Genomic DNA, 21937 nt, shown 5'->3' with positions numbered 1-21937 from the left:
TATCCGACGCCGGTCCGCGGCCCCGGGCCGGGCTCAAGGGGCGGACCCCGGCCCGGCCGACCCCGTACGCCGTGGCCCATGCCGTCGTCAGCGCCATCCGCTGCTGCACCGCCGTCAGCGCCTGAGGACCTTGCGCGACAGTGCGTTCCCCAGGAGTTGGGCGGCCTGGACGAGGACGATCAGGATGACGACGGTCACCACCATCACCCGGGTGTCGAAGCGCAGATAGCCATGGGTGATGGCGAGGTTGCCGACGCCTCCGCCGCCCACCGTGCCCGCGATGACGGAGAAGTCGATCAGGGCGACCAGCATGAACGTCATCCCCAGGATCAGCGGTCCCAGTGCCTCGGGGACGAGGACCGTCAGCAGGATCCGCACGGGGCCGGTGCCCATGGCGCGGGCCGCCTCGATGACGCCTGGTTCGACGGCGAGCAGATTGCTCTCGACGATGCGGGCCACGCCGAACGTGGCGATCACCGTCATCGGGAGGACCACCGCGTCGGTGCCGACCGCGGTGCCGATCAACTTCCTTGTCAGCGGGGAGAGTACGACGATCGCGATCAGCGCGGGCACCGGCCGGACGATGTTGACCAGGGTGCTCAGGACGGCGAAGACGGCCCGCTGCTGGAGGATTCCGCCCTTGCGGGTGGCGTAGAGGGCCAGTCCGACGGCCAGGCCGAGCAGTCCGGCGAGGGCGAGGGTGGCCAGGACCATGTAGAGCGTTTCGCCGGTGGCTTGGAGGATCTTGGGCCAGACCAGGCTCCAGTCCTGCTGGATCACGCGCCCACCTCCGCCAGGACGGAGGCGGCGGTGGACGCGTCCACGCCGTGTTTGCGCAGCAGTTCGGGGAGCAGGTCCAGGAGCGGCGAGGCGTATACGGCGCTGCGTACGAATGCCTGGGTGGTGGGGTGCTCGGGCGCGGTGAACAGCCGGCGGACCGGGCCGGTTTCGACGATCCGGCCGGCGTCCAGTACGGCCATCCGGTCGCAGAGCGCGCGGACCACCTCCATCTCGTGGGTGATCAGCACGATGGTGATGCCCAGTTCGTCGTTGACCCGGCGGAGCAGTGCGAGCACCTCCTGGGTGGTCTGCGGGTCCAGTGCGGAGGTGGCCTCGTCGCAGAGCAGGACGCGCGGCTCGGTCGCCAGGGCGCGGGCGATGCCGACGCGCTGGCGCTGGCCGCCGGAGAGCTGTTCGGGGTAGCGGTCGGCCTGGCCGGTCAGGCCGACGAAGTGGAGTGCCTGGCGGGCGCGTTCGCGGGCCGTTTCCCGGGCGACGCCTGCCTGGCGCAGCGGATAGGCGACGTTGCCCAGGACAGTCCGGGAGCGGAAGAGGTTGAACTGCTGGAAGACCATCCCGATGTCCCGCCGGGCGGCGCGGAGTTGGCGGGCGCCCAGTGCGGTGAGTTCCTGTCCGGCCACGGTGACGGTGCCTGCGGTGGGGGCCTCCAGCAGGTTGATCAGGCGCAGCAGGGTGGACTTGCCGGCGCCGCTGTGGCCGACGATGCCGAAGACGCTGCCTGGTTCGACGGTCAGGGAGACCTGGTCGACTGCGATCGTCCCGCCCGGGAACTCCTTGCTGACCTCGCGGAGTTCAATGAGGGGGCGCGGGGTGGGAGTGGGGGTGGGGGTGGCGGACTGTTGCTGTTGCTGTTGCTCGCGGGTGGTCACGAGGCCCCCTTGAGCTGCCGGGTGACGTGGGCCAGTTCCTTGGCCAGTTCGGCGGCGGAGAGGTCGAGGTGGACGGCGGTGCCGTTGGAGGTGCGGCGGGCCTCGTCCTGTACGGGCTTGCTCGCGTAGAGCTTGACGACCTTGGCGTAGTCCGCGTTGTCCCGGTCCGCCGCGCGGGCTGCGATGACGTTGATGTAGGGGCGGACATCGGGACTGCGCGGGTCGTCGTTGAAGAGGGCGGTGCCGGCGCGGATACCGGCGAGGGTGGCGACGCCGTCGTTGATGACCGCCGCGTCAACGTCGGCGAGCAGGCGCGGTGTCTGCTGGGCGTTGACGGGGGTGAAGCGCAGGTGGCGGGGGTTGGCGGCGATGTCGTCGGCGGTGGCGTAGAGGCCGGTGCCCGGCTTGAGTTCGATCAGTTTCGCGCGGGCCAGCAGGCGCAGGGCGCGGCCTTCGTTGGCGGGGTCGTTGGGGTGCGCGATCCGGGCACCGTCCGGGAGGTCGGCGAGCTTCCGGGCCTTCTTGGAGTACAGGCCCATGGGGACCACGCTGGTGGGTGCCAGCGGGACGATGTCGGTGCCGTTCTCGGTGTTGGACTGGGCGAGGAAGACCAGGTGCTGGAAGGCGTTGAGGTCGATGTCGCCGGCGGCCAGTGCCTTGTTGGGCAGCGAGTAGTCGTCGAAGGGCACCACTTCGACGTCGAGTCCCTGTTTCTTGGCCTCCTTGGCCAGGACGTCCCACTCGGTGGAGTCGCCGCTCACCCCGACCCGGATGCGGTGCGCCTCGGCGCCGGAGGTGCCGCAGCCCGCGGTGAGCAGGGCGAGGGCGGCGGCGGTGACGGCCGCGGTCGCGCCCGCGAACAGGGCCCGGCGGCGCGGCGCGGCCTGGTGTCTGGTCCGGGGGCGCGAGGCGGTGGTGGGGTGCGGCGGGGTGGCGTGGTGCATCGTTTCTCGTTCCCTGGGGTGGTGGGTGTGTTGCGGGGGGCGGGCGGCTCTTGTGGAGCGTCTGCCACGCCCTGACGGGCGCCGTGGCGGTCGCGGGCTGGTGCCTGGCGCCCGGCCAGGCACACGTCGGTGACCGGCCGCCTGGCAGGTCCGCGTTGGCCTCCGTCACGGGGTGATGCGGCCAGACGCTACCGCACCCAACGGGCGCCGCCGGGCCGCTGCGTGAACCCCTCGTTTCAACCTCAATAAATGCTCTGACCAGGGGATTTGGCGATGGGGTGGTTGATGCGGTGGAAGGGCCTCAGGGCGTCCAGCGCCTGTGCCAGTGGATGATCTGCTGGTGCCCGTTGAGCATTGCGGCAGGGGCTCGCCGCGCTACGACGGCGGCTCGCCGCCCGGTGGTGGGGGCGGCGAGCCGCTGCGGTGGTGTTGTGGGATGTGGTGACTGGTGCGCGGGCCGGTCGGCGTGACGGGGCAGTCCGTTTCGTCAGCGGCCGGTGGGGCCGGAGGGGCCGGGGGCGCTGGTGGGGCCCGTCCAGAGCGGCAAGGTGACCACGCGCGGGGTGCCGGACGGGCGGTTGGCCGGGTAGATCAGGGTGACCCGGGTGTAGCGCCACTGGCCGGTGTGGCCGGTGCGGCGCTGCGGGGTGTCGAAGCGGACGCGTACCGGATAGCCGTGGAAGTGCCCGGCGGCGCAGTACGGCCGGCAGTCGTTGACCAGGTCCGTTCCCTCGCCGAGCGCGGCCCTGGACCGCCATTGCGACCAGTGCAGGGACGTCAGGACGTTGTTGCCGTCGCCGCAGGCGAGAATGAAGTTGCCGGGTTTGACCCGGGCGTTGCCGGTGCAGTCGATGACCGCGACCCGGTCGCGGCCGGACCGCGCCGGAGCGGCGTACGCGGGCGCCGCCAGGCTGACCGCCGCCAGTGCCGCACCGGCACAGACCATGAGTGATGCCGTTGCCCTGTGAGATCCCATATCCGCTCCTCCGCCGCTTCGTGGGGTCTGGATACTTCGGACATCGGTCGCGACGCAGGGTACGGTCACCGTCACGGGCCGGACATCGCCCCGCGGGGCGTCGCTGCCTCTCTGTTGGAGCAGGCTACGACCGTGCCACCGCCCGGCGCCACCCGTGGCGGCGGGAACGGCGGGTATTCCGTAGCGTGCCCGGCCGGACACGGTATGCGGTACGCGTACCCGGCGGGCCCACCTCACGGCCGCACAGTTTGGCGATGCCGCCTGGGCCGCTCAGCGCCTCCTGCCTGTACCGGCCGGAACCGCTGTCTGCGGCGTTCAATCCTTCTGCCGGTGCGCTCAATCCCGCTGTCTGTGCGCCCGCCACTCCGGGGCCAGTACCGACCAGATCTCCATATCGTGCCGTTCGCCGCGGTACAGATAGCTTTCGCGCAGTACGCCTTCCTTGGTCATGCCGAGCCGGCGGGCGACCGCGATGCTGGGCTCGTTTTTCGCCGAGACCCACCACTCGATGCGGTGGATGCCGCGTTCCTCGACGGCCCAGTCGATCACCGCGCGGACGGCTCGGGTGACCAGGCCCCGGCCCGCGGCCGACGGCTCCAGCCAGCAGCCCGCCTCGGCCACGCCCTGTTCGGTGTCCATCGTGCGCAGCAGGATCGCGCCGACCAGTTCGCCATCGCTGCGGATGCCGTAGATCCGGCCGGTGTCGGTGGCGGCCTTCTCCGCGTACGAGCGGAGGTACGCGCGGCTGGACTCCAGGTCGGTGACGACGTCGGGCAGACCGTTGTAGCGGCCGATGAACTCCCGGCCGCGGTCGATATGGGCTAGGAACTCCTCGGCCTGCCATGGCTCCAGCGGCCGCAGCTCCGCACCGTCGTCTCCCAGGGGTATCGCGAACATTCTGGCCCTCCACGGCCGGCCGTAGCCGGCTTTCCGTCGCTGTTTCGGTGACTGTGTCTGCGTCTGTCGTGACTGTGGCTGTGCCTGCGTCTGTTGTGACTGTGGATGTGCCTGTGCCTGTGCCTGGGGTGACTCGTCCCTCCGCCAGTCACCCCGCCGCCAGTCGCTCCACCGCAGCGAGTTCGATGCACAAGGCCAGGCCCGACGCCGCCTCGTGGAGTTGTTCCAGGGTGGGATAGCTGGGGGCCAGGCGGAGGGTGCGGTCCCGGGGGTCCTTGCCGTAGGGGAAGGGGGCGCCGGCGGGGGTCAGCGCGATGCCCGCGTCCGCCGCCAGGCGGACCACGCGGGTCGCGCAGCCGTCCGGGACGTCCAGGCTGACGAAGTAGCCGCCCCGCGGCCGGGTCCAGGAGGCGACGCCGGTGCCGCCGAGCCGCTTCTCCAGTACGGTGTGCAGCAGCTCGAACTTGGGCCGCAGCACCTCCGCGTGGCGCGCCATATGGGCCCGTACGGCCGGCGCGTCGGGCAGGAAGCGGGCGTGCCGGAGCTGGTTGAGCTTGTCCGGGCCGATGGTGCGCTTGGCGAAGTGGCCCAGCAGCCAGTCGACGTTGGCGGGCGAGGAGCCGAAGAACGCCACACCGCTGCCGGCCGTGGTGATCTTCGATGTCGATCCGAACACGAACGCCCGGTCGGGATGGCCGCGTTCCGCACACAGGCTCAGCACGTCAGCCAGCGGCTCGTCCGCCTCCGCCATGCCGTGTACGGCGTAGGCGTTGTCCCAGAAGATGCGGAAGTCAGGGGCGGCGGTCTCCATCGCGGCCAGGCGCCGTACCGTCTCGTCGGAGAAGGTGACACCGGTGGGGTTGCTGTACTTCGGTACGCACCAGATGCCCTTGACGCGTTCGTCGGCGGCCAGGCGTTCCACCTCGTCCATGTCCGGCCCGGTGTCGGTCATCGGGACGGTGATCATGTCGATGCCCAGCTTCTCGCAGAGCGCGAAGTGGCGGTCGTATCCAGGCACCGGGCAGAGCATGGCCGTACCACCGGACCGCGGCCAGGGCGCGGCGGACCCGGGCACGCCGAACAGCACGGCGTCCACCACGCACTCGTACATCAGCTCAAGACTGGAGTTGCCGAAGGCGACCAGCTGCTCCGCAGGCACCTGGAGCGGCCCGGCGAACGCGGCGCGCAGTTCCGGCAGGCCCTGCAGACCGCCGTAGTTGCGACAGTCCGTCCCGTCCTGGGCGGTGTGGTCGTCGGCGATCGGGAGCTCCAGCAAGGGGCGGGACAGCTCCAGTTGGGCGGCGGACGGCTTGCCGCGGGTCAGGTCCAGGCGCAGCCCGCGGGCCTTGAGGCGGTCGTATTCGCCGCGCAGCGCGGTGAGCCGGTCGGCCAGTTCGGCGGGGGACAGTGCCGCCAGTTCCATTCCGTATCCTTCCTCGGGCCTTGCTTGTGCCGTGCTCGGCTGCTCGTGCCGTGCTCGGTTGCTGGTGCCTGGCTCGGTTGCTGGTGTCTGGCTCGGGTTGATCGCGCCATGTTGGAGTCCTCCGTCCACGGCCAGGCACGGAGGCGGCACCCACGGTAGCCCGGACCGGATCGCGCCCTCCTACCGATTTACGCCGCCGACGCCGCCGACGCGGCCTGCACGGCACCCTGGCGACCTGCGATACAGGGCGGTGACCGGTCGGATGGGACATGGGGCACCACCGGGCCGGCCGCGGGGAACGGCGGTAGCATCGTGCTGGAGAGACTGGCTCGTACGACGGCGCCGCATGCCCGGAGTCGCATTTACCAACCCGCAGTCGCATACCAACCGTCATGCATCCACGTATCCATCACGGGCATCACGGCCGCAGGCAGGGAGTTCGGAGCGGCGACCTGCTGCCCGCGCCCATAGCGGAGCGGGGCGCCCGCGGCCCGGTCGGGGCCGGGCAAGGCCGGACCGGGCGGGGTCAAGTCACGGATCGAGTCAGGCCGGGGTGATTCTCATCTTCCCAACCGCATGAGGGAGATCCCCATGAACGGCGCGGCAGGCAACGCGGCAGGAAGCGCGTCCGGGAACGCGACAGGCAACCAGTCCACGGCGGCGACGCACACCGAACACGAGAACCACCCGTGGACGATCGAGGTGGCGGACCACCCGCCACGGGTCGACAGCCCGCTGTACACGGCGAGCCGGGACCTGATGCGCAAGCTCGTCGACACCACCGAGGACTGGACGTACGCCCCCGGGCCGTACCAGGACCACCACGGCGGCGGGCTGTGGGTCAAGGACGCGAACGGCTGGATGTGCGTGTTCAGCGGGCTCGGCATCGAGTGGTCGGCGCAGTTCTGCGCGGATCCGGCGAAGGTGGACCGGATCAGGCAGTACGCGACCCGGATCATCGCGGCGTTCCCGGACACCCTGCCTGGTTACGCGGAGCTCGGCTACACGCAAGGCGAGCGGATTCTCACCACGACGATACAAACGCCGCAGCAGATCGCCGACTGGACGGACTCGATCTTCAACGCCTCGGTGCCGCTGCCCGCCGGCACCCACTCCGGCGTCCTTCCCACGGCGGCCGGCTACCACCACTACCCCAAGCCGATCGTGGACATCGACCACTTCCGCGCCGACGACTTCCAGTTGTTCGTGACGGACGACCAAGGGCTGTCGGTCGCGGTCGTCCCCGTCGGCCCGCGCGGGTCCGGCGACGGCAGGGTACGGGTCCTCGCCGCGCACCCCGACTCGCGGTACGCCAGGCACCTGAGCACGCCCAGTGGCGGCAAGGGTCCCGAGATGGCCCCCACCACCGAGGCACCGGCCGCCCCGGCCCCGGCCGCCGAGGCGGAGCGCGGCGTCCTTCCCGCCAACGACCCGCTGGCCCAGCAGGCGTTCCGCCGCCAGCAGCCCCAGCCCGCGTAACGCCGGCCGCCGGCTGCTGATCGCGGTGGCCGGGGGCGGTGGCAGCGGCGGCGGGTAGGCGGTCCCCGGCCGGAACGGGAGCTACCAGCCGGGGCCAGCAACCGTCTGCCCGCGCACCCCGAAATCATGCCGGTCTCTTCGAGCCTGCCGGTCTCTTCGAGCATGTCGCTCTCGTCGAGGTTATGTCTTCGAGAGCGGGTACTTCGGCGGTGGTACTGCCAGGACGGTGGCGGCGCGCGGCGCGCAGTCAGCAGGGGGGCCGTTTCTCAGTCGGCGTCGAGGCGGAGGGACTGGAAGCGGACGTCGCGTCGCTTGCCGGGGCCGAGGTCGGCGACCGGTGCCCCGGCGCAGCGCGGCTTGGCGTAGAAGTGGGCGGTCTTGCCGACCAGGGAGAGGTTGGCGGTGCTGCCGGACCCGGCGAGGGTGTAGCAGTGGCCCGGCAGGGGCTGGCTCAAGGTGGCCTTCTTCCCGTGCGGGGTGGTGTAGAGGATCATGCCGAGGTCGGCAGCGCCGGCGGCCACCCCCGACGCCAGGACCGCACCCAGCGCGAGCGCCACGGCCGCCGTCGCCCGTCCGCGCACCCGCCCACGGACACGGACACGGACACCATCGCGATCACCGGTGCGTACAAGGGAGTTCATGCTTCGCTCCTAGAGGAAGAACAGGCTGTCGCCCGGTCCAACGACCCACCGGCCGCCCCGTGACGCCGCCCTCCCATACCGCCTTCGCACGGTGCCGCCTTCGCACGGTGCCGCGTTCGCTCGGTACCGCGTTCGCTCGGTACCGACACCGCGCCGTGCCGCCTTCGTGCCGTACCGGCACCGCGCCCCGCCGGCACCACCGCTGCCTGCCTCTCCTCTCCCCCGTCACGCCGCCGCAACCCGCACCATCACCGCCGGCGACGTCTCACTGCTGGGACGCGGTCTGCGGCCGGACCCCGAAGAGCGGGATGCCGCAGCGTATGCGGAAGGAGTGGCTGCGGCGTACCGTCAGGGCCGCGAGCGCGGCGAGGATCGCCAGGGACTGGAAGCGGCCTATCACCGGGACGAGGTCGATCGGCAGGGTGAGGGCCCATACCGCGCTCAGTGCGGCGTCGAGGAGTTCCGCACCGCCCCACAGGAGGGTCAGTCCGCGCAGGGCGGCACGGAATTCCGGGAGTTCGCGCCAGGCGCGGTCCGCCGCCTCGGCCCCGCCCGGCCCGCGCAGCCGCTGCCCGAAGTGGAACGGGAACGGCCGGGCCGCGCGGAGGGTGGCCAGGATCCACAGGCCCAGGGCGGCGGGTATCCCGGCGTCCTTCAGCAGCAGCACCCGGGGGCTGCCGCTGAGCGCCGACAGCCCCGCCGACACCGCCAGCAGCACGACCACGAGGAGGTCGAAGACCTCGACCCGGCGCCGCAGCACGGCCGCGGCCAGCGCGTGCGCCGCCGGCACCACGCCGCTCAGCAGCAGCGCCAGCCACTGCGCGGCGCCCTGTGCGCGCAGCACGTAATACAGGGCCAGCGGCACCGCGACGTTGACGGCCAGTGGCAGGCCGACCGTGCGCCACCGCGGTGTCGCGCGGGGCCGGTCGGCGGGTGTCCGGGCGGGGGTTGCGCGGGGGGTCTGCACGGTCTCCACGACGGCCTCCAGATTCTCGATACCGGACGGTCCGGTACGACGACGACCTGGTACGACGCTACGAGCCGGGCGGGTGGAAGGGCATCGGCCCCAGGGCCGGTCCCGGCGCGCCGCACTCCACCCCTGCTCCTCAACCCACGGGTGGAGGCGCCGGGATGGAGAGGCCGGTGGGAGGCCGGTGGCAGGCCAGTCGGGGGCCGGTCACCGCTCGGCGGCCTCGGGGGCCTTCATCAGCTCGACCAGGCTGGAGAAGCTGTCCGCGCCGTGCCCGGCCCGTACGCCGCGCCGGAAGAGGTCGGCGATCGCGGCCGGCAGGGCGGTGTCGACGCCCGCGTCGGCGTTGGTGTGCAGGACGTGTTCGATGCTCGCCAGCCCCATCGCCAGGCGGTCCACGTCGCCCTCGTGCCGGCCGGCGTCGAGGCGCTCGGCGTAGAAGGCGAAGAAGCCCGGCAGGGAGTTCGCGGTCTCGTTGGCGTGCGGCAGGATGTCGGCGGCGGAAAGCCCGTTGGCGTCGGCGAGGGCCACGGCCTGCCAGTAGGCGAGCATCGACGTCCAGAACATCACCATGCCCAACTGGTAGAAGAGAGCGGCGAGTCCGGGGTCCTCGCCCCGGTAGTCGGTGCTCCCCGTGACGACTTCCAGGACGGGCCGGCAGGCGTCGAAGACCTGGCGGGGCCCGCTGTAGAAGGTGACCGAAGCGGGCTGCCCGATGCCGGAGGGCGGGACGGTGACGCCGCCGGTGAGCTGGACCGCCCCGTGGCCGTCCGCCCAGCGCGCGGCGGCCCGCGCCTTCTCCGGGGTGTCCGAGGTGAGGTTGATCAGCACCCGGCCGGCCAGGGCGGTGGCCGCGGGCTCCAGGACGGCGTACATCGCCGCGTAGTCGGTGAGGCTGAGGATCACCAGTTCACCGGCGGCGAGCGCCTCGGCGACGCTTGCGGCGCGGACGGCGCCGCGGGCCACCAGGGCGTCCGCGCGGGACGCCGTGCGGTTCCAGACGGTGACCTCGTATCCCTGGTCCAGGAACGCGCCGGCCATCGCCTGGCCCATCGGGCCGAGCCCGATGACGATGACCGACCGCCGGGCGGCAGCCTCCGCCACACGCTCCACAGACACCCTGCTCGAACCCGCGATGCTACCCATTGCCAAACCCCTCCCGAACGGCCGGAACGGCACCGCGACGGGCACCGCGCCAGCCTCTTGAACGCCACGGAACTGCTCCGCAGCGGCGCCGAAGCAGGACTAGAACGAACGCTCTATTCAGAGCATGCGGAGAAGCTACCACAGCACTAGAACGAACGCTCTACCCAGCACTCGGTACGGTGTCCCCATGCAGCAGACCAGCACCCGGGACCGGATCGTCGTCACCGCCGCGCGCCTCCTCCAGCGGCAGGGCTACGTCGGCACAGGCATCAAGCAGATCGCCCAGGAGGCGCGGGCCACCCTCGGCTCCGTCTACCACTTCTTCCCCGGCGGCAAGGAGGCCGTCGCGGTCGCCGCGATCGAGCACAGCGGCCAGGAGTTCACCGCGTTCCTCCAGAAGGCGCTGGACGGCGATCCGGACGCGGCCGCGGCGGTACAGTCCTGCGCCGGTCTTCTCGCCCGGGAACTCAAGGAGTCGGGCTGGACCGACGGCTGCCCGGTCACCGCGGCGGCGCTGGAGACGCTCGGTACCGACTCGCCGATCCAGCAGGCGTGCGCGGACGCGCTTCGAGCCTGGGAGCAGCAGGTCGCCGGCAAACTGCTGCGCTGCGGGTTCGCCGCCGAGGACGCCCGGGAACTGGCCACGACCGTTATCGCCGCCCTGGAAGGCGCCGAGGTCACCGCGCAGGTCACCCGCAGCGAGGAGCCACTGCGCACGGTGGGCCGGCAGCTGGCCCGACTGGTCCGGTCGTATCAGGCGGCGGGGGCTTCCTCGGTGGAGGGCTAAAGGGCGCGCCAGAAACCGGGGCCGGTCAGCACCTCAACTCGTCGGCATCCGGGTCGACTTGACAGGGGAGGGTGCCTAGGAGGCGCCCACCGGAACCCGGCCGCGCCCACCGGGTGCACTGGGACCACCGTCACGCTTTTGCGCCAACCCGCGTGAAAGATCGTTCCGGGGGAACCAGTCTTTACGTAGGAAAAAGGACCTCAAGAGAGGGTGCGGACATGGGAATCATCGCCTGGGCCGTGATCGGCCTCATCGCCGGCGCCATCGCGAAAGCCCTGATGCCGGGCAAGGACCCGGGCGGCTGCTTCATCACCATGCTGATCGGTATCGGCGGCGGCCTGCTGGGCGGCTGGCTCGGCAAGGTGATCTTCGGGGTGCACTCGATCAACGGCTTCTTCCACCTGTCCACCTGGATCGCCGCCATCATCGGCTCCGTCATCCTGCTGATCCTCTACCGCCTCACCTTGGGACGTAACCGCTAGCACTGAGGCCGCCGCTCGGCGGAAATCCGGTTGCGCGGTGCCGATCGCCGGCCGCAGTCTGGTCGGCGATCGTTGCCCCTCAGAGCGGGAGTACGCCATGCGCCGTTTCCTCGGAACACCCCAGCACCCCCACCGGACGCTGACTTTCGAGGACTTCGGCACCCATGCAGCCCCAGCAATCCCAGCACTCCCAGCAGGCACGGCATGACCAGTACAGCCAGCAGCACCAGCAGCTTGCGCGCACCCGCACCCTGAACATCGGCATCCTGGCGCACGTCGACGCCGGTAAGACCAGTCTGACCGAGCGTCTGCTGTACGACGCCGGCGCCATCGACCGGCTCGGCAGTGTGGACGCGGGCGATACCCAGACGGACACCGGGTTCATCGAGCGGCAGCGCGGGATCACGGTGCGCTCCGCTGTCGCCTCGTTCACCGTCGGCGGCACGCAGATCAACCTCATCGACACCCCCGGGCACTCCGATTTCGTCGCGGAGGTCGAGCGCGTCCTCGGTGTATTGGACGGCGCCGTCCTGGTGCTCTCCGCTGTCGAGGGCGTCCAGGCGCACACCCGGGTCCTGATGCGGACGCTGCGCGCGGTGGGGCTGCCGGTCCTGCTCTTCGTGAACAAGATCGACCGGTCCGGTGCGCGGCGGGACGGGCTGCTGGCCGATATCCGGCGCAGGCTGGTCCCGCGACTGGTTCCCATGACGGCCGTACGGGATGCCGGCACGCCCTCGGCACGCGCCGTTCCGCAGTCGCTCGGCGGCGATCCGGAGTTCCGCGCCCGCGTCGCCGAGACGCTGGCCGAATCGGATGACGCGCTGCTCGCGCGGGTCATCGACGGGCCCGCGCCCTCGGCCGGCGAGCTGCGCGCCGCGCTCGCCGAGCAGGTCCGAACGGGCCGGGCGCACCCGGTGTACTTCGGCTCCGCCCGTACGGGGCAGGGGATCTCGCACCTGGTGGACGGGATCGCGACGCTGCTGCGGCCCCCGGTGCCGGATCCAGCCGACGAACCGGAGGCGGCGGAGGCGGCGGTCGCCCCGGAGGCGGCGAACGCGCCCTCGGAGCCGGACCGGCCGGACGCGTCGAGCAGCCCCCAAGGCACCGTCTTCGCCGTCGAGCGCGCCCCCTCCGGGAAGCGGACCGCCCTGGTGCGGCTGTTCTCCGGCAGCCTCGCCGCTCGCCAGCGGGTCACCCTGCACCGCCGCGGCGCGGACGGCGCGCCGCTCGCGCACACCGGCCAGATCACCTCGCTCGAGGTCGTCGGGCGGCCGGGCCCGGGCCCCGGACGGCTGTCGGCGGGTGAGATCGGGCGGATCGGGGGGCTTGCGGAGGTGCGGATCGGCGACCGGCTGACCGGGCCCGGCGGCCGGGACGGCGGCGGTCCGCGGGCCGCGTACTTCCCGCCCCCGACGTTCCGGACGCTGGTCCGTCCCCGGGAGGCGGCCCCCGGCACGTCGGCGCGCCTGTACGCGGCGCTGCGGCGGCTGTCCGAAGAGGACCCGCTCATCCATGCCACCCCGGGGCCGGAGGGCGCCACCTCGGTGCTGCTGCACGGGGAGATCCAGAAGGAGATCATCGCGGCGACGCTGGCGCACGACTTCGGGATCGACGCGGTCTTCGAGCCGAGCAGCACGGTCTTCCTGGAGCGGCCCGCGGGCGTCGGTGAGGCGTACGAGGAAATCGGGCGGCAGGCGGTCGGACCCGGCGGATTCTGGGCCACGGTCGGACTGCGCGTCGCGCCGGCACCGCGGAACAGCGGCGTCATCTTCCGGTACGAAACCGAACTGGGCGCTCTCCCCCGCGCTTTCCACGCCGCCATCGAGGAAACCGTGCACGCCGTGCTGCGCGAGGGCCCGCACGGCTGGGCGGTCACGGATTGCGCGGTGACGCTGATCCGGTCGGGATTCGCGAGCCCGGTCAGCACGGCCGGCGATTTCCGCGGGCTGACGCGCGTCGTCCTCCGCCGCGCCCTGGCATGCGCCGGCACGCGGGTCTACGAGCCGTGCCACGCCTTCGAGGCCGAGATCCCCATCGATGCCCTGCCGGCCGTGACGTCGTGTCTGGCGGGCCTGGCGGCACAGATCCGGGAGACCGCGGGCGGCCATGAATCGTGGCTGGTCAAGGGCGTGATTCCGGCAAGTCGGGTGCGGGCCGCGGAGCGGCGGCTGCCCGGGCTGACGCGCGGTGAGGCGCTGTGGTGGTCCCGTCCGGACGGTGACCGCCCGGTCAGCGGCGCGGGCGCGGTGGCCGACCGCCGCTGAGAGCCACGGCGCGGTGCGGCCGGGGAGGTGGAATACGAAAAATCCCCGGCCGCGCCCGGCGACCGAGGATGCAGGAGAATGACAGCTCTGCGCCAATAGCTTTGGATTGGCAACCAGCTGGATTGACAACCGGCGCGCTTCTTCCCGTATATTGAGCGTTTGCGTGTCACGAGAAATCGACCCAGCAAAACGTTCCAGAACACAGGATATTCGAGCGGAGTTGAATTGTCAAACGCGTCAACCGAGGAATTGCGTAAGGAGCAGGAATTCATGGACCTGCTCCATGAGCGCCTCGACAGCTTGCGGTCCGGGGCGCGGGCGGCCGTGGAGCAGGCCCTCCCGCAGACCGGAGGGACCTTCCAGGCCCGGCTGGAGCGGGACGTGATGGTCGCCGAACAGGCCGAGCTGCTGGCCGGGTTCGAGGCCGGGGAGCACGGTCTCTGCTTCGGCCGGCTGGCGTTCCGGGACGGCCGCGACCACCACATCGGCCGGATCGGCATCCGGCGGGACGACGCCGAGCGCACTCCCCTGGTCATCGACTGGCGCGCGGATGTCGCCCGCCCCTTCTACCTGGCCACCGGCCACACCCCGATGGGCCTGCGGCGCCGCCGCCATCTGACGACCGAGGGCCGGCGGGTGACCGCCCTGCACGACGAGATCCTGGACCTCGCCGACCGGGAGCGCACCGGCCACGAAGGCGCGGACGCCGACGCGATCCTGCTGGCGTCGCTGGACGCGGCCCGCACCGGCCGGATGCACGACATCGTGCAGACCATCCAGGCCGACCAGGACCGCATCATCCGCGCCCCGCACCACGGCGTCCTCGTCGTGGAGGGCGGCCCCGGCACCGGCAAGACCGTGGTGGCGCTGCACCGGGCCGCGTATCTGCTGTACGCGCACCGCGAACTGCTCGCCCGCCGGGCGGTGCTGATCGTCGGGCCCAACCCGGCGTTCCTCGGCTACATCGGCCAGGTGCTGCCCTCGCTCGGCGAGACCGGGGTCCTGCTGGCGACGCCGGGCGAGCTGTTCCCGGGGGTGACCGCGACCGGAACCGACTCGCCCCGGGCCGCCGAGGTCAAGGGCGGGGCGGCGATGGCGGACGCGCTCGCCGCGTTCGTGGCCGACCAGCAGCGGCTGCCCGACCCGGCTCTCGTCATCGACCACGAGGACGGGGAGCTGCACCTCGACGCGGAGATCGCCGAACACGCCCGCCGGCGCGCCCGGGACACCCGGCTGCCGCACAACCTCGCGCGGCCGCACTTCGCGTTCCATGTGATCGACGCGCTCACCGCGCAGCTGACCGAGCGGATCGGCGCCGACCCGTACGGCGGGCCGAACCTCCTCGGCCCGGACGACATCGCGCAGCTGGGCAAGGCCGTCGCCACCAGCCGCGCGGTGCACGCGGCCATCGAGGAGCTGTGGCCGGCCCGTACGCCGCAGCAGCTCGTCGCCGACTTCCTCGCCGACCCGGTGCACCTGCCCGAGGCCGACGCGGACGCCATCCGCCGCACCGGCGACGCGTGGACGCCGGCCGATGTCGCGCTGCTGGACGAGGCCGCCGAACTCCTCGGCGAGGACGACTCGGCCGCGCGGGCCGCCGCCGAAGCGGCCCGCCAGGAGCTCATCGACTACGCCCAGGGCGTGCTGGACCTGTCGTACGGCTCACGTACGCAGGAGTTCGAGGACCGCGACGACGAGGAGTCGGAGGTGCTGGCCGCGCACGATCTGATCGACGCGGACCGGCTCGCCGACCGGCAGGAGGAGGCCGACCACCGCACCGCCGCCGAGCGGGCCGCGGCCGACCGCACCTGGGCCTTCGGCCACATCATCGTCGACGAGGCGCAGGAGCTGTCCCCGATGATGTGGCGGCTGCTGATGCGCCGCTGCCCGACCCGGTCGATGACCCTGGTCGGCGATCCCGCGCAGACCTCGGAGCCGGGCGGCTGCGGGGCCTGGGACGCGATCCTCGCGCCGTACGTGGACGACCGCTGGGAGCATGTCCGGCTCGGCGTCAACTACCGTACGCCGACCGAGATCATGGAGGTCGCGGCCGGGGTGCCGCGGGCCGCCGACCCGGCGTTCGTACCGCCCCGCTCGATCCGTTCCACCGGCGTCCGCCCGTGGGCCCGGCGCACCGGCGACCTGCCGGGCGCGGTCGCCGAGGCGGTGGCCCGGGAGACCGGGCGCGACGGGCGCGGGCGGCTCGCGGTCATCGCACCGCGCGAACGGTGTGCGGCCCTGGCCGCCGCGCTGCCGGCGGCGTCGGCCTGGCCCGCGCCGGATCTGACCGGTCCGGTGGTGATCCTGGATCCGCGGCAGGCCAAGGGGCTCGAGTTCGACAGTGTGCTGGTGGCCGAGCCGGCGGAGTTCGGGACCAGCGATCTGTACGTGGCGCTGACCCGTGCGACGCAGCGGCTGGGTGTGCTGCACACGGGGGCGCTGCCGGAAGGGCTGACGGGGCTGGCGGAGGACGAGGGGGCCGCGTCCGTGGCGTAGCGCCGGCGGGGTGACCGGCCGGCGGCCCGGCGGCCCGCCTCGCCGAGGTGCGGCGGCGGCACCCCGGCAGCAAGCTCGTGAAGCAGGAAGCTCATGCGGCAGAAGCTCGTGAAGCAGGACCCTCGCGGATCAGCGGATCAGCGGATCAAAGGAGACTCAACGGGAAGGAGGCGAGGGTGGCCGGGGGCGGACGCGCCGCACCGCCCCGTGACCGCCCGGGGTGAACCCAACGGCCCCCCGTCCCGTCCCTCTCATCGGACCGTCACTGTCGTCGGACCGTCCCTCTCATCGGACCGTCACTGTCATCGGAACCGCCGAGTCACCTCACCGAGGAGGAAAGATGACCTGCCACCAGCACCGCGCCCTGCGCACCGCGCTCATCGGTGCCGTCGCCGCCGGCTCGCTCGCCCTGGCCACGGCACCGGCGTCGGCCAAGTCGTCGCTCACCTTCACCGCCGGTCCGCGCGCGGTCCGCCTGGGCGGCGTCGTGCACGCGACCGGTAAGGCCAGTGACGACAACGCGTCGTTCAACAAGGTCTGTGTGCAGCAGCGCCGGGGCTCCGCTGCCTGGCACAACGTGGTGTGCTCCAAACCGGCGCGGCACACCGGTGGCACCGTCAACGCCACCGTCCGCGCCAGGCAGCGCGGCCATCTCCAGTTGCGTGCCGTGCTCTTCGAGGGCCGCTCCCCCAACGACCTCCATCCGCGGGCCCGTTCGGTCTCGCGCACCTTCACGGTCACCGTCCGCTGACCCGCCGGCCCGCGCCCCGCACCCGTACGACGGCAGCCGGACCCCCCGCGTCGTAGGAGCGCCCGTACGCGCCGCGCCGCATGCCTGTTCCGCGCTTCGCCGTACCCGGTGCCGCAGACTGGCACCGGAGGCCGGTGCCCCGGACCGGCACCGGACGCGCCGGGCCGCCGGGACCGCGCGCGGCAGGCCCGGGCCGGCGACGGGAGGAACGTATGGCGCAGGAGGACCGCGACCGGACGGCGCCGGTGCCCGGGACGGGCGGCGACCGGCGGCGGTTGCGCTACGAACTGCTCGGCTGCGCCCTGCACGGCCACCACCTGGAGGGGGTGACCGCGGAACGGGTGCGGCCCGGCGACCGGCTGCTGGTCCGCGAGGACCCGGCGGGGCTGCGCTGGCACCGCTGCCTGCGATGCGATGCCTGGCTCCCGGTGCCCCCGCCCCGGCAGCCGGACCGCCCGCATCCGCCCGGACGCGCGGAGATCGCCCTTCCGCTGCGCGGCAAGCCGCTGCGGGACCGCTACGTCCTGCGGCTGATCGCGCTGGACCGGCTGCTGCACTTCCTGGTGCTCGGGGTGCTGGCCGCCGGGATCCTGGTCTTCGCGGACAAGCGGGCCAGTCTCCGGGCCCCGTTCTACCGCCTGCTGGACCTGCTCCAGAACGGCGTCGGCGGCACCGGCGGAGTGTCCGAACAGGGGTTGCTGGGCGAGGTGGCCAAGGCGTTCGCGGTGCGTTCGTCGACGCTGTGGCTGATCGGGCTGGTGATCGCCGCGTATGCGGTGCTGGAGGGGGTGGAGGCGGTCGGGCTGTGGTTCGCCAAGCGGTGGGCGGAGTACCTCACCTTCGTCGCCACCACCGTGCTGCTGGTCCCGGAGGTCTACGAGCTGACGTCGCGGGTGACCGTCACCAAGGTGCTGACGCTGCTCATCAACATCGCGGTGGTGGTCTATCTGCTCGTCGCCAAGCGGCTGTTCGGGGTGCGCGGGGGCGGGCGGGCGGAGGCCGCCGACCGGGAGCGCGATATGAGCTGGGACGCGCTGGAACGGGTACTGCCCGGCCCGGCCGAGAAGTAGCGGGTCCGACGGGCCGGGGCGGCCGGTCCCCCCCCCCGGGCCCGGCCGCCTACCGCCGCGCCGCGGTCACCGCAGGCCCATCGCCTTGCGGAGGGTGGTGAAGAGGTCGGTCTGGTTGGTGACGCCGAGCACCCGGTACGCCTGCGGTCCCTGGGCGGCGATCCGCACCTGGGTGCCGGTGTGCTCCTGGGACTGGCCCGGGGTGTTGGTGGAGTAGTTGACCTTCAGCTGCTGGCCCTCGTTGGTGACGAGCGTCGAGGACAGGCCGGGCGGGGTGGCCTCCAGCGGCACGATCTGGCTGGTGTGGCCGTGGTCGGCGGTGGTGACGACCAGCGTGTCGGGGTGCTTGGCGGCGTAGTCCCGGGCGACCTTGACGGCTCGGTCGAACGCGGCGGTCTCGCCGATCTGGCCGCAGGGGTCGGCCGCGTGGTCCTGCTTGTCGATCGAGGCGCCTTCGATCTGGAGGAAGAAGCCCTTCTTGGCGTGGCGCTGCTTGGCCTCCAGCAGCTCGATCGCCTTGGCCGCGGAATCGGCCAGGCTGGGGGTGCCGGCGGGGCGCTTGGGGTTGGTGGTCACACAGCGCTGCGGGGCGGTGCCGCCCACCGCGGCGGGCTTGCCGGTCCACTCGGTCGGTACGTTGCCGGGGGCGAACAGCCCGAGCACCGGCTTGCCGGCCTTGACCGTCCGCAGTCCGGCGGCGTCGGTGACGACCTGGTAGCCCAGCTTCCCGGCCTGCTCGGTGACGGTCAGGCCCTGGTAGCGGCCGGCGGTGACCTTCTGGTCGAAGCGCTGCTTGCCGCCGCCGAACAGGACGTCGACGCGGTGGTTGACGGACTGTTCGGCGATCGAGCCGGGGCCGCCGTTGGCGAGCGTGTCGCGGGGGCACTTGGCCATATCGCCGGGGCCCTGGCAGGAGCGGTCGGTGGCGTGCGCGGCGAGCACCGCCGGGGTGGCGTCGGTGAGTTCGGCGGTGGTCACGCTGCCGGTGGCGAAGCCGTTCCGCTGCGCCAGCTCCAGGATGGTGGGCAGGGCCCGGTCGGTGTCGGGGGTCTTGGATATCCGGCCGTTGACGGTCTTGCGGCCGGTCGCCCAGCCGGAACCGCTCGCGGCGGAGTCGGTGACGTAGTCCGGGGTGCCGTCGGCGTGCACCGCGTAGGTGGTGTACGCGCCGGTGAGCGGGAAGCGGTCCATGTTCAGGCGGCCGTTGGCGCCGGCCACGTAGTCGCGGGCCAGGGTGATCTCGGAGTCGCCCATACCGTCACCGATCAGCAGGATGACGTTCTTCGCCGTGCCGCCCTGGATGGCGCGCTGGGCCTGCAGCCCGGTGTCGGAGGCGCCGGCCGTGGTGGTCACGGCGACGGCGGCCGCGGTGGCGGCGACCAGGGCGGTGGCGCCCACGAGGTGGCGGCGAGCGGGTCTGTGCATGGAAGCGTCTCCTTGAGGCATCCGGAACGCACCGGCGCCCGGGCCGATACCCGGGCCGGTACGTCTGAGCAGATCGCCGGGACCGTCGCGCGGCCCCAACGGGGCTCAGCCCACCAGCCGTTGGTGAACGGATGGTGACGCCGCGGCGCCACCGCCGCCTCGGGGACGTTACGGCCTGATGGCGCGTCAGCCGGCGGGCGGGACGTCCGGCCGGAAGATCCGGTCCAGCTGGTGGTCGAGGACCGCGGTGGCCGATTCCGGTGTGCGCTGGCCGACGAGGACGCTGGTGCCGAGCCCCGCGGACATCGCCAGCAGAGCGATGGCCTCGCTCCGCACGTCCGTTCCGGGCCGCAGCAGATCCGCGTCCTGGGCCTGGCGGAGGAGTGCGGTCAGGGCGTCCTCGGCCGCGTCGGGGCTCTTGATGAACGGCTGCTCGGCGAGCGCCGGGTCGGTCACCGCGAGCACCGCGTAGGAGGTGTAGAGGTGGTGGAAGGTGCGGCTCTCCTCGTCGGTCGGCAGCGCCGCCCGCAGCAGCGCCTCGATGATGGCGCGCGGTGCCGGGTCCTCGCCGGCGGCGCGGACGTGCGCGGCGAACCGCTCCCCGAACCGCTCGGCCAGCCGGTGCAACCCGGCGAGCAGCAGCTTCTCCTTGGTCTCGAAGTAGTACTGCACCAGCCGCAGCGAGACGCCGGCCTCGGCGGCCACCTCCCGCATCCCCACGGCGTGCAGGCCGCGCCGGGCGGCGACCCGGATCAGCGCCTCGGTGAGGGCGGCCCGCCGCTCCGCATGGTCCACGCGCCTGGGCATCGCCGGTCCTCTTCTCCTCGTCGCCTGTGCCGGGGCGGCCGGCCGGGCCCTGCCGCCTCCCGTTGATGATACAGCTGTACCACCATCGTGATACGGTCGTACCACGAAAACCAGACACCCCGGAGGTGGCCGTTCCCATGACCACTGCCCGCAGCACCCGCCCGCGCACCCGGCCCGATGTCGGCCGCTATGTGAGCGACGCCCGGCGCGACCACTACTTCGCCGCCTGCGACGCGCTCTACGCCCTGGGCGCACCCGCCGCCGCGGAGGAGGACGTGGAGACGTCCTTCGGCACCACCCACGTCTACCGCTACGCCCCGGCCGACCCGGCCGCCCGCGCCCGCACCCCCGTCGTCCTGGTGCACGGCGCCGGCTCCTGCTCCGCCATGTGGTACCCCAACACCGGCGCGCTGAGCGCGGACCGCCCGGTCTACGCGCTGGACACCCCCGGGGACCCCGGCCGCAGCGTGCAGCGCGAGCCGATCCACCGGCCCGAACGCGCCGCGCAATGGCTGGACGAGGCACTGGCCGGACTGGGCCTGGACCGGGTGCACCTCATCGGGTCCTCGTACGGCGGCTGGCTGGCGCTCAATCAGGCGCACCGCGGGCCGGGCCGGCTCGCCTCGGTCACCCTGCTCGACCCGGGCGGCCTGGAGAAGGTCGGACTGCGCTTCTTCGCCTGGATCTTCGTCAGCCTGTTCGCGACCTTCGCGCCCAAGGCACTGCGGCCGCGCCTGGCCGCCTGGCTGGAGCAGCCGGTCCTGGTCGTACCGGAACTGCGCACCATGGTCCAACGCGGCATCCGCGCGTACCGGATCCGCCGTCCGGCCCCGCTGCCGCTGTCCGACGAGGAACTGGCCACCGTCCGCACGCCGCTGTATCTGGTGCTCGGCAGGCGGAGCCTGCTGCTGCACCCGGACCGGCAAGTGGAGCGGGTGCCCCGGCTGATACCCGGCGCCCGCGCCGAGATCATCGCCGCCACGGGCCACGGCCCGCAGTTCGACCACGCGGACGAGATCAACCGCCGGATGCTGGCGTTCATGGCCGCGCACGACTGACACCGCGCCACGTACGGGGCGCGGGGCGCCGGGTGGGCGGGGCGGCGGGTGAGCGGGGCAGCTCCTTCCTTACTGCCGATTTACGGCTCGTTTGAGCACTATGGGCTGGTCTTGCAAGCTTTCGTGCGCCTCATCGGGCAGCTGATGGGGCGGGTTCAAAGGACCGCAGTGCCGCCCAAGCCCCCACCCGGCCCCGAGGCCGGGCCGCAGCACCGCCCCGGCCCCTCGTGGCTGCGGCCGACCATCCGGATCCGGCTCACGCTGCTGTACGGCGGGATGTTCCTGATGGCCGGCGTCGTCCTGCTGGTCATCCTCTACATCCTCGCGGCGCACACCCTCAAGGAGGGCACCCCGGATTTCCGGATCGTCGGCAGCAACGTCCAGGTGCGCAACGTCGACTGCCCCACCCTGCCGGCGTCCGGCACGGTCGGCGACCTCAACGCGGCGATCACCGGCTGTGTGCAGAACCAGCGCGCGCTGGCGCTGAGCCAGTTCTTCAACCGCTCGCTGCTGGCGTTGCTGGGGTTGACGATCGTGGCGTTCGCGTTCGGGTACGCGATGGCGGGGCGGGTGCTGTCGCCGCTGGGGCGGATCACGCGGACCGCGCAGCGGGTGGCGGGGTCGGATCTGCACCGGCGGATCGAGCTGGGG

Annotated in this window: 19 protein-coding genes and 1 pseudogene; 9 read left to right on the top strand and 11 right to left on the bottom strand. The window is 72.5% G+C overall.

What is annotated here, in order from left to right; translation table 11 throughout:
- Positions 1-114: 114 nt before the first annotated feature.
- The 6 genes from ADL22_RS23180 to ADL22_RS23155 all read right to left on the bottom strand — a co-directional run bounded on the left by ADL22_RS23180 (position 115) and on the right by ADL22_RS23155 (position 5910).
- Positions 115-780, bottom strand: a complete 666-nt coding sequence (locus ADL22_RS23180) for a methionine ABC transporter permease (RefSeq protein WP_107116366.1) — start codon at positions 778-780, stop codon at positions 115-117.
- On the bottom strand, positions 777-1670 hold the full coding sequence (locus ADL22_RS23175) for a methionine ABC transporter ATP-binding protein (protein ID WP_066983047.1): 894 nt from the start codon (positions 1668-1670) through the stop codon (positions 777-779). Before ADL22_RS23175 ends, ADL22_RS23180 begins: the two co-directional genes overlap by 4 nt.
- Positions 1667-2614, bottom strand: coding sequence for a MetQ/NlpA family ABC transporter substrate-binding protein (locus tag ADL22_RS23170; protein ID WP_079064360.1), 948 nt, complete (start codon positions 2612-2614; stop codon positions 1667-1669). The genes ADL22_RS23175 and ADL22_RS23170 overlap by 4 nt, the downstream gene beginning before the upstream one ends.
- 487 nt (positions 2615-3101) lie before the next feature.
- Positions 3102-3590, bottom strand: coding sequence for a hypothetical protein (locus tag ADL22_RS23165; RefSeq protein ID WP_066983044.1), 489 nt, complete (start codon positions 3588-3590; stop codon positions 3102-3104).
- A 336-nt stretch (positions 3591-3926) separates the two neighbouring features.
- Positions 3927-4487, bottom strand: coding sequence for a GNAT family N-acetyltransferase (locus ADL22_RS23160; RefSeq protein WP_066983041.1), 561 nt, complete (start codon positions 4485-4487; stop codon positions 3927-3929).
- A 148-nt stretch (positions 4488-4635) separates the two neighbouring features.
- Positions 4636-5910 (bottom strand): aminotransferase class I/II-fold pyridoxal phosphate-dependent enzyme, encoded by a 1275-nt coding sequence (locus ADL22_RS23155; RefSeq protein ID WP_066983038.1) that lies wholly within the window; start codon positions 5908-5910, stop codon positions 4636-4638.
- A gap of 591 nt (positions 5911-6501) precedes the next feature.
- Here ADL22_RS23155 and ADL22_RS23150 point away from each other — a divergent pair.
- Positions 6502-7389: a DUF6424 family protein gene (locus ADL22_RS23150; RefSeq protein WP_066983034.1), complete on the top strand. Its 888-nt coding sequence runs from the start codon at positions 6502-6504 to the stop codon at positions 7387-7389.
- A 266-nt stretch (positions 7390-7655) separates the two neighbouring features.
- On the opposite strand, the gene ADL22_RS23145 is transcribed toward ADL22_RS23150, so the two are convergent.
- The 3 genes from ADL22_RS23145 to ADL22_RS23135 form a co-directional block, all read right to left on the bottom strand.
- Positions 7656-7946 carry a hypothetical protein gene (locus ADL22_RS23145; RefSeq protein WP_234430820.1) on the bottom strand — a complete coding sequence of 97 codons (291 nt, stop codon included), beginning with the start codon at positions 7944-7946 and terminating at the stop codon, positions 7656-7658.
- 349 nt (positions 7947-8295) lie between these two features.
- A complete protein-coding gene (locus ADL22_RS23140) occupies positions 8296-9006 on the bottom strand; it encodes a VC0807 family protein (RefSeq protein WP_079064358.1) in 711 nt (236 codons plus the stop codon).
- A 201-nt stretch (positions 9007-9207) separates the two neighbouring features.
- On the bottom strand, positions 9208-10104 hold the full coding sequence (locus ADL22_RS23135) for an NAD(P)-dependent oxidoreductase (protein WP_267890201.1): 897 nt from the start codon (positions 10102-10104) through the stop codon (positions 9208-9210).
- A 229-nt stretch (positions 10105-10333) separates the two neighbouring features.
- Here ADL22_RS23135 and ADL22_RS23130 point away from each other — a divergent pair, with 229 nt between their 5' ends.
- The 6 genes from ADL22_RS23130 (at position 10334) to ADL22_RS23105 (ending at position 17996) form a co-directional block, all read left to right on the top strand.
- Positions 10334-10933, top strand: a complete 600-nt coding sequence (locus ADL22_RS23130) for a TetR/AcrR family transcriptional regulator (protein ID WP_066983026.1) — start codon at positions 10334-10336, stop codon at positions 10931-10933.
- A gap of 218 nt (positions 10934-11151) precedes the next feature.
- Positions 11152-11415 carry a GlsB/YeaQ/YmgE family stress response membrane protein gene (locus tag ADL22_RS23125; RefSeq protein ID WP_066983023.1) on the top strand — a complete coding sequence of 88 codons (264 nt, stop codon included), beginning with the start codon at positions 11152-11154 and terminating at the stop codon, positions 11413-11415.
- A 164-nt stretch (positions 11416-11579) separates the two neighbouring features.
- Positions 11580-13679, top strand: a complete 2100-nt coding sequence (locus ADL22_RS23120) for an elongation factor G (RefSeq protein WP_079064357.1) — start codon at positions 11580-11582, stop codon at positions 13677-13679.
- A 270-nt stretch (positions 13680-13949) separates the two neighbouring features.
- Positions 13950-16175 carry a HelD family protein gene (locus tag ADL22_RS23115; protein WP_234430819.1) on the top strand — a complete coding sequence of 742 codons (2226 nt, stop codon included), beginning with the start codon at positions 13950-13952 and terminating at the stop codon, positions 16173-16175.
- A gap of 340 nt (positions 16176-16515) precedes the next feature.
- A complete protein-coding gene (locus ADL22_RS23110; RefSeq protein ID WP_066983018.1) occupies positions 16516-16926 on the top strand; it encodes a hypothetical protein in 411 nt (136 codons plus the stop codon).
- A gap of 212 nt (positions 16927-17138) precedes the next feature.
- The gene (locus ADL22_RS23105) at positions 17139-17996 is read left to right on the top strand and encodes a DUF2127 domain-containing protein (protein ID WP_066983015.1); all 858 of its coding nucleotides are present in this window, start codon (positions 17139-17141) and stop codon (positions 17994-17996) included.
- A gap of 66 nt (positions 17997-18062) precedes the next feature.
- Here the strand turns inward: ADL22_RS23105 and ADL22_RS23100 are convergent, their stop codons facing one another.
- Together ADL22_RS23100 and ADL22_RS23095 are read right to left on the bottom strand one after the other, a co-directional pair.
- Positions 18063-19421: an alkaline phosphatase gene (locus tag ADL22_RS23100; protein WP_066983012.1), complete on the bottom strand. Its 1359-nt coding sequence runs from the start codon at positions 19419-19421 to the stop codon at positions 18063-18065.
- Between the two features lie 186 nt (positions 19422-19607).
- Entirely contained in the window at positions 19608-20228 is a 621-nt protein-coding gene (locus ADL22_RS23095; RefSeq protein WP_066983009.1) for a TetR/AcrR family transcriptional regulator, read from the bottom strand.
- A 137-nt stretch (positions 20229-20365) separates the two neighbouring features.
- Here ADL22_RS23095 and ADL22_RS23090 point away from each other — a divergent pair, with 137 nt between their 5' ends.
- The gene (locus ADL22_RS23090; RefSeq protein ID WP_066983006.1) at positions 20366-21286 is read left to right on the top strand and encodes an alpha/beta fold hydrolase; all 921 of its coding nucleotides are present in this window, start codon (positions 20366-20368) and stop codon (positions 21284-21286) included.
- A gap of 144 nt (positions 21287-21430) precedes the next feature.
- Positions 21431-21937, top strand: a pseudogene (locus tag ADL22_RS23085) (two-component sensor histidine kinase); the annotation flags it as partial.

Origin of the sequence: Streptomyces sp. NRRL F-4489, from assembly GCF_001509485.1 — a bacterium.
GTDB lineage: Bacteria > Actinomycetota > Actinomycetes > Streptomycetales > Streptomycetaceae > Streptomyces.
Note: the sequence above shows the minus strand (reverse complement) of the source record. Positions and strands in the feature narration are given on the sequence as shown.

What these genes read in the sequence shown, in the direction of transcription:
- ADL22_RS23170 (WP_079064360.1), bottom strand. Translation starts at nt 2,614, where the DNA reads ATGCACCACGCCACCCCGCCGCACCCCACCACCGCCTCGCGCCCCCGG.
- ADL22_RS23165 (WP_066983044.1), bottom strand. Translation starts at nt 3,590, where the DNA reads ATGGGATCTCACAGGGCAACGGCATCACTCATGGTCTGTGCCGGTGCG.
- ADL22_RS23160 (WP_066983041.1), bottom strand. Translation starts at nt 4,487, where the DNA reads ATGTTCGCGATACCCCTGGGAGACGACGGTGCGGAGCTGCGGCCGCTG.
- ADL22_RS23155 (WP_066983038.1), bottom strand. Translation starts at nt 5,910, where the DNA reads ATGGAACTGGCGGCACTGTCCCCCGCCGAACTGGCCGACCGGCTCACC.
- ADL22_RS23150 (WP_066983034.1), top strand. Translation starts at nt 6,502, where the DNA reads ATGAACGGCGCGGCAGGCAACGCGGCAGGAAGCGCGTCCGGGAACGCG.
- ADL22_RS23130 (WP_066983026.1), top strand. Translation starts at nt 10,334, where the DNA reads ATGCAGCAGACCAGCACCCGGGACCGGATCGTCGTCACCGCCGCGCGC.
- ADL22_RS23125 (WP_066983023.1), top strand. Translation starts at nt 11,152, where the DNA reads ATGGGAATCATCGCCTGGGCCGTGATCGGCCTCATCGCCGGCGCCATC.
- ADL22_RS23120 (WP_079064357.1), top strand. Translation starts at nt 11,580, where the DNA reads ATGCAGCCCCAGCAATCCCAGCACTCCCAGCAGGCACGGCATGACCAG.
- ADL22_RS23115 (WP_234430819.1), top strand. Translation starts at nt 13,950, where the DNA reads ATGGACCTGCTCCATGAGCGCCTCGACAGCTTGCGGTCCGGGGCGCGG.
- ADL22_RS23110 (WP_066983018.1), top strand. Translation starts at nt 16,516, where the DNA reads ATGACCTGCCACCAGCACCGCGCCCTGCGCACCGCGCTCATCGGTGCC.
- ADL22_RS23105 (WP_066983015.1), top strand. Translation starts at nt 17,139, where the DNA reads ATGGCGCAGGAGGACCGCGACCGGACGGCGCCGGTGCCCGGGACGGGC.
- ADL22_RS23100 (WP_066983012.1), bottom strand. Translation starts at nt 19,421, where the DNA reads ATGCACAGACCCGCTCGCCGCCACCTCGTGGGCGCCACCGCCCTGGTC.
- ADL22_RS23095 (WP_066983009.1), bottom strand. Translation starts at nt 20,228, where the DNA reads ATGCCCAGGCGCGTGGACCATGCGGAGCGGCGGGCCGCCCTCACCGAG.
- ADL22_RS23090 (WP_066983006.1), top strand. Translation starts at nt 20,366, where the DNA reads ATGACCACTGCCCGCAGCACCCGCCCGCGCACCCGGCCCGATGTCGGC.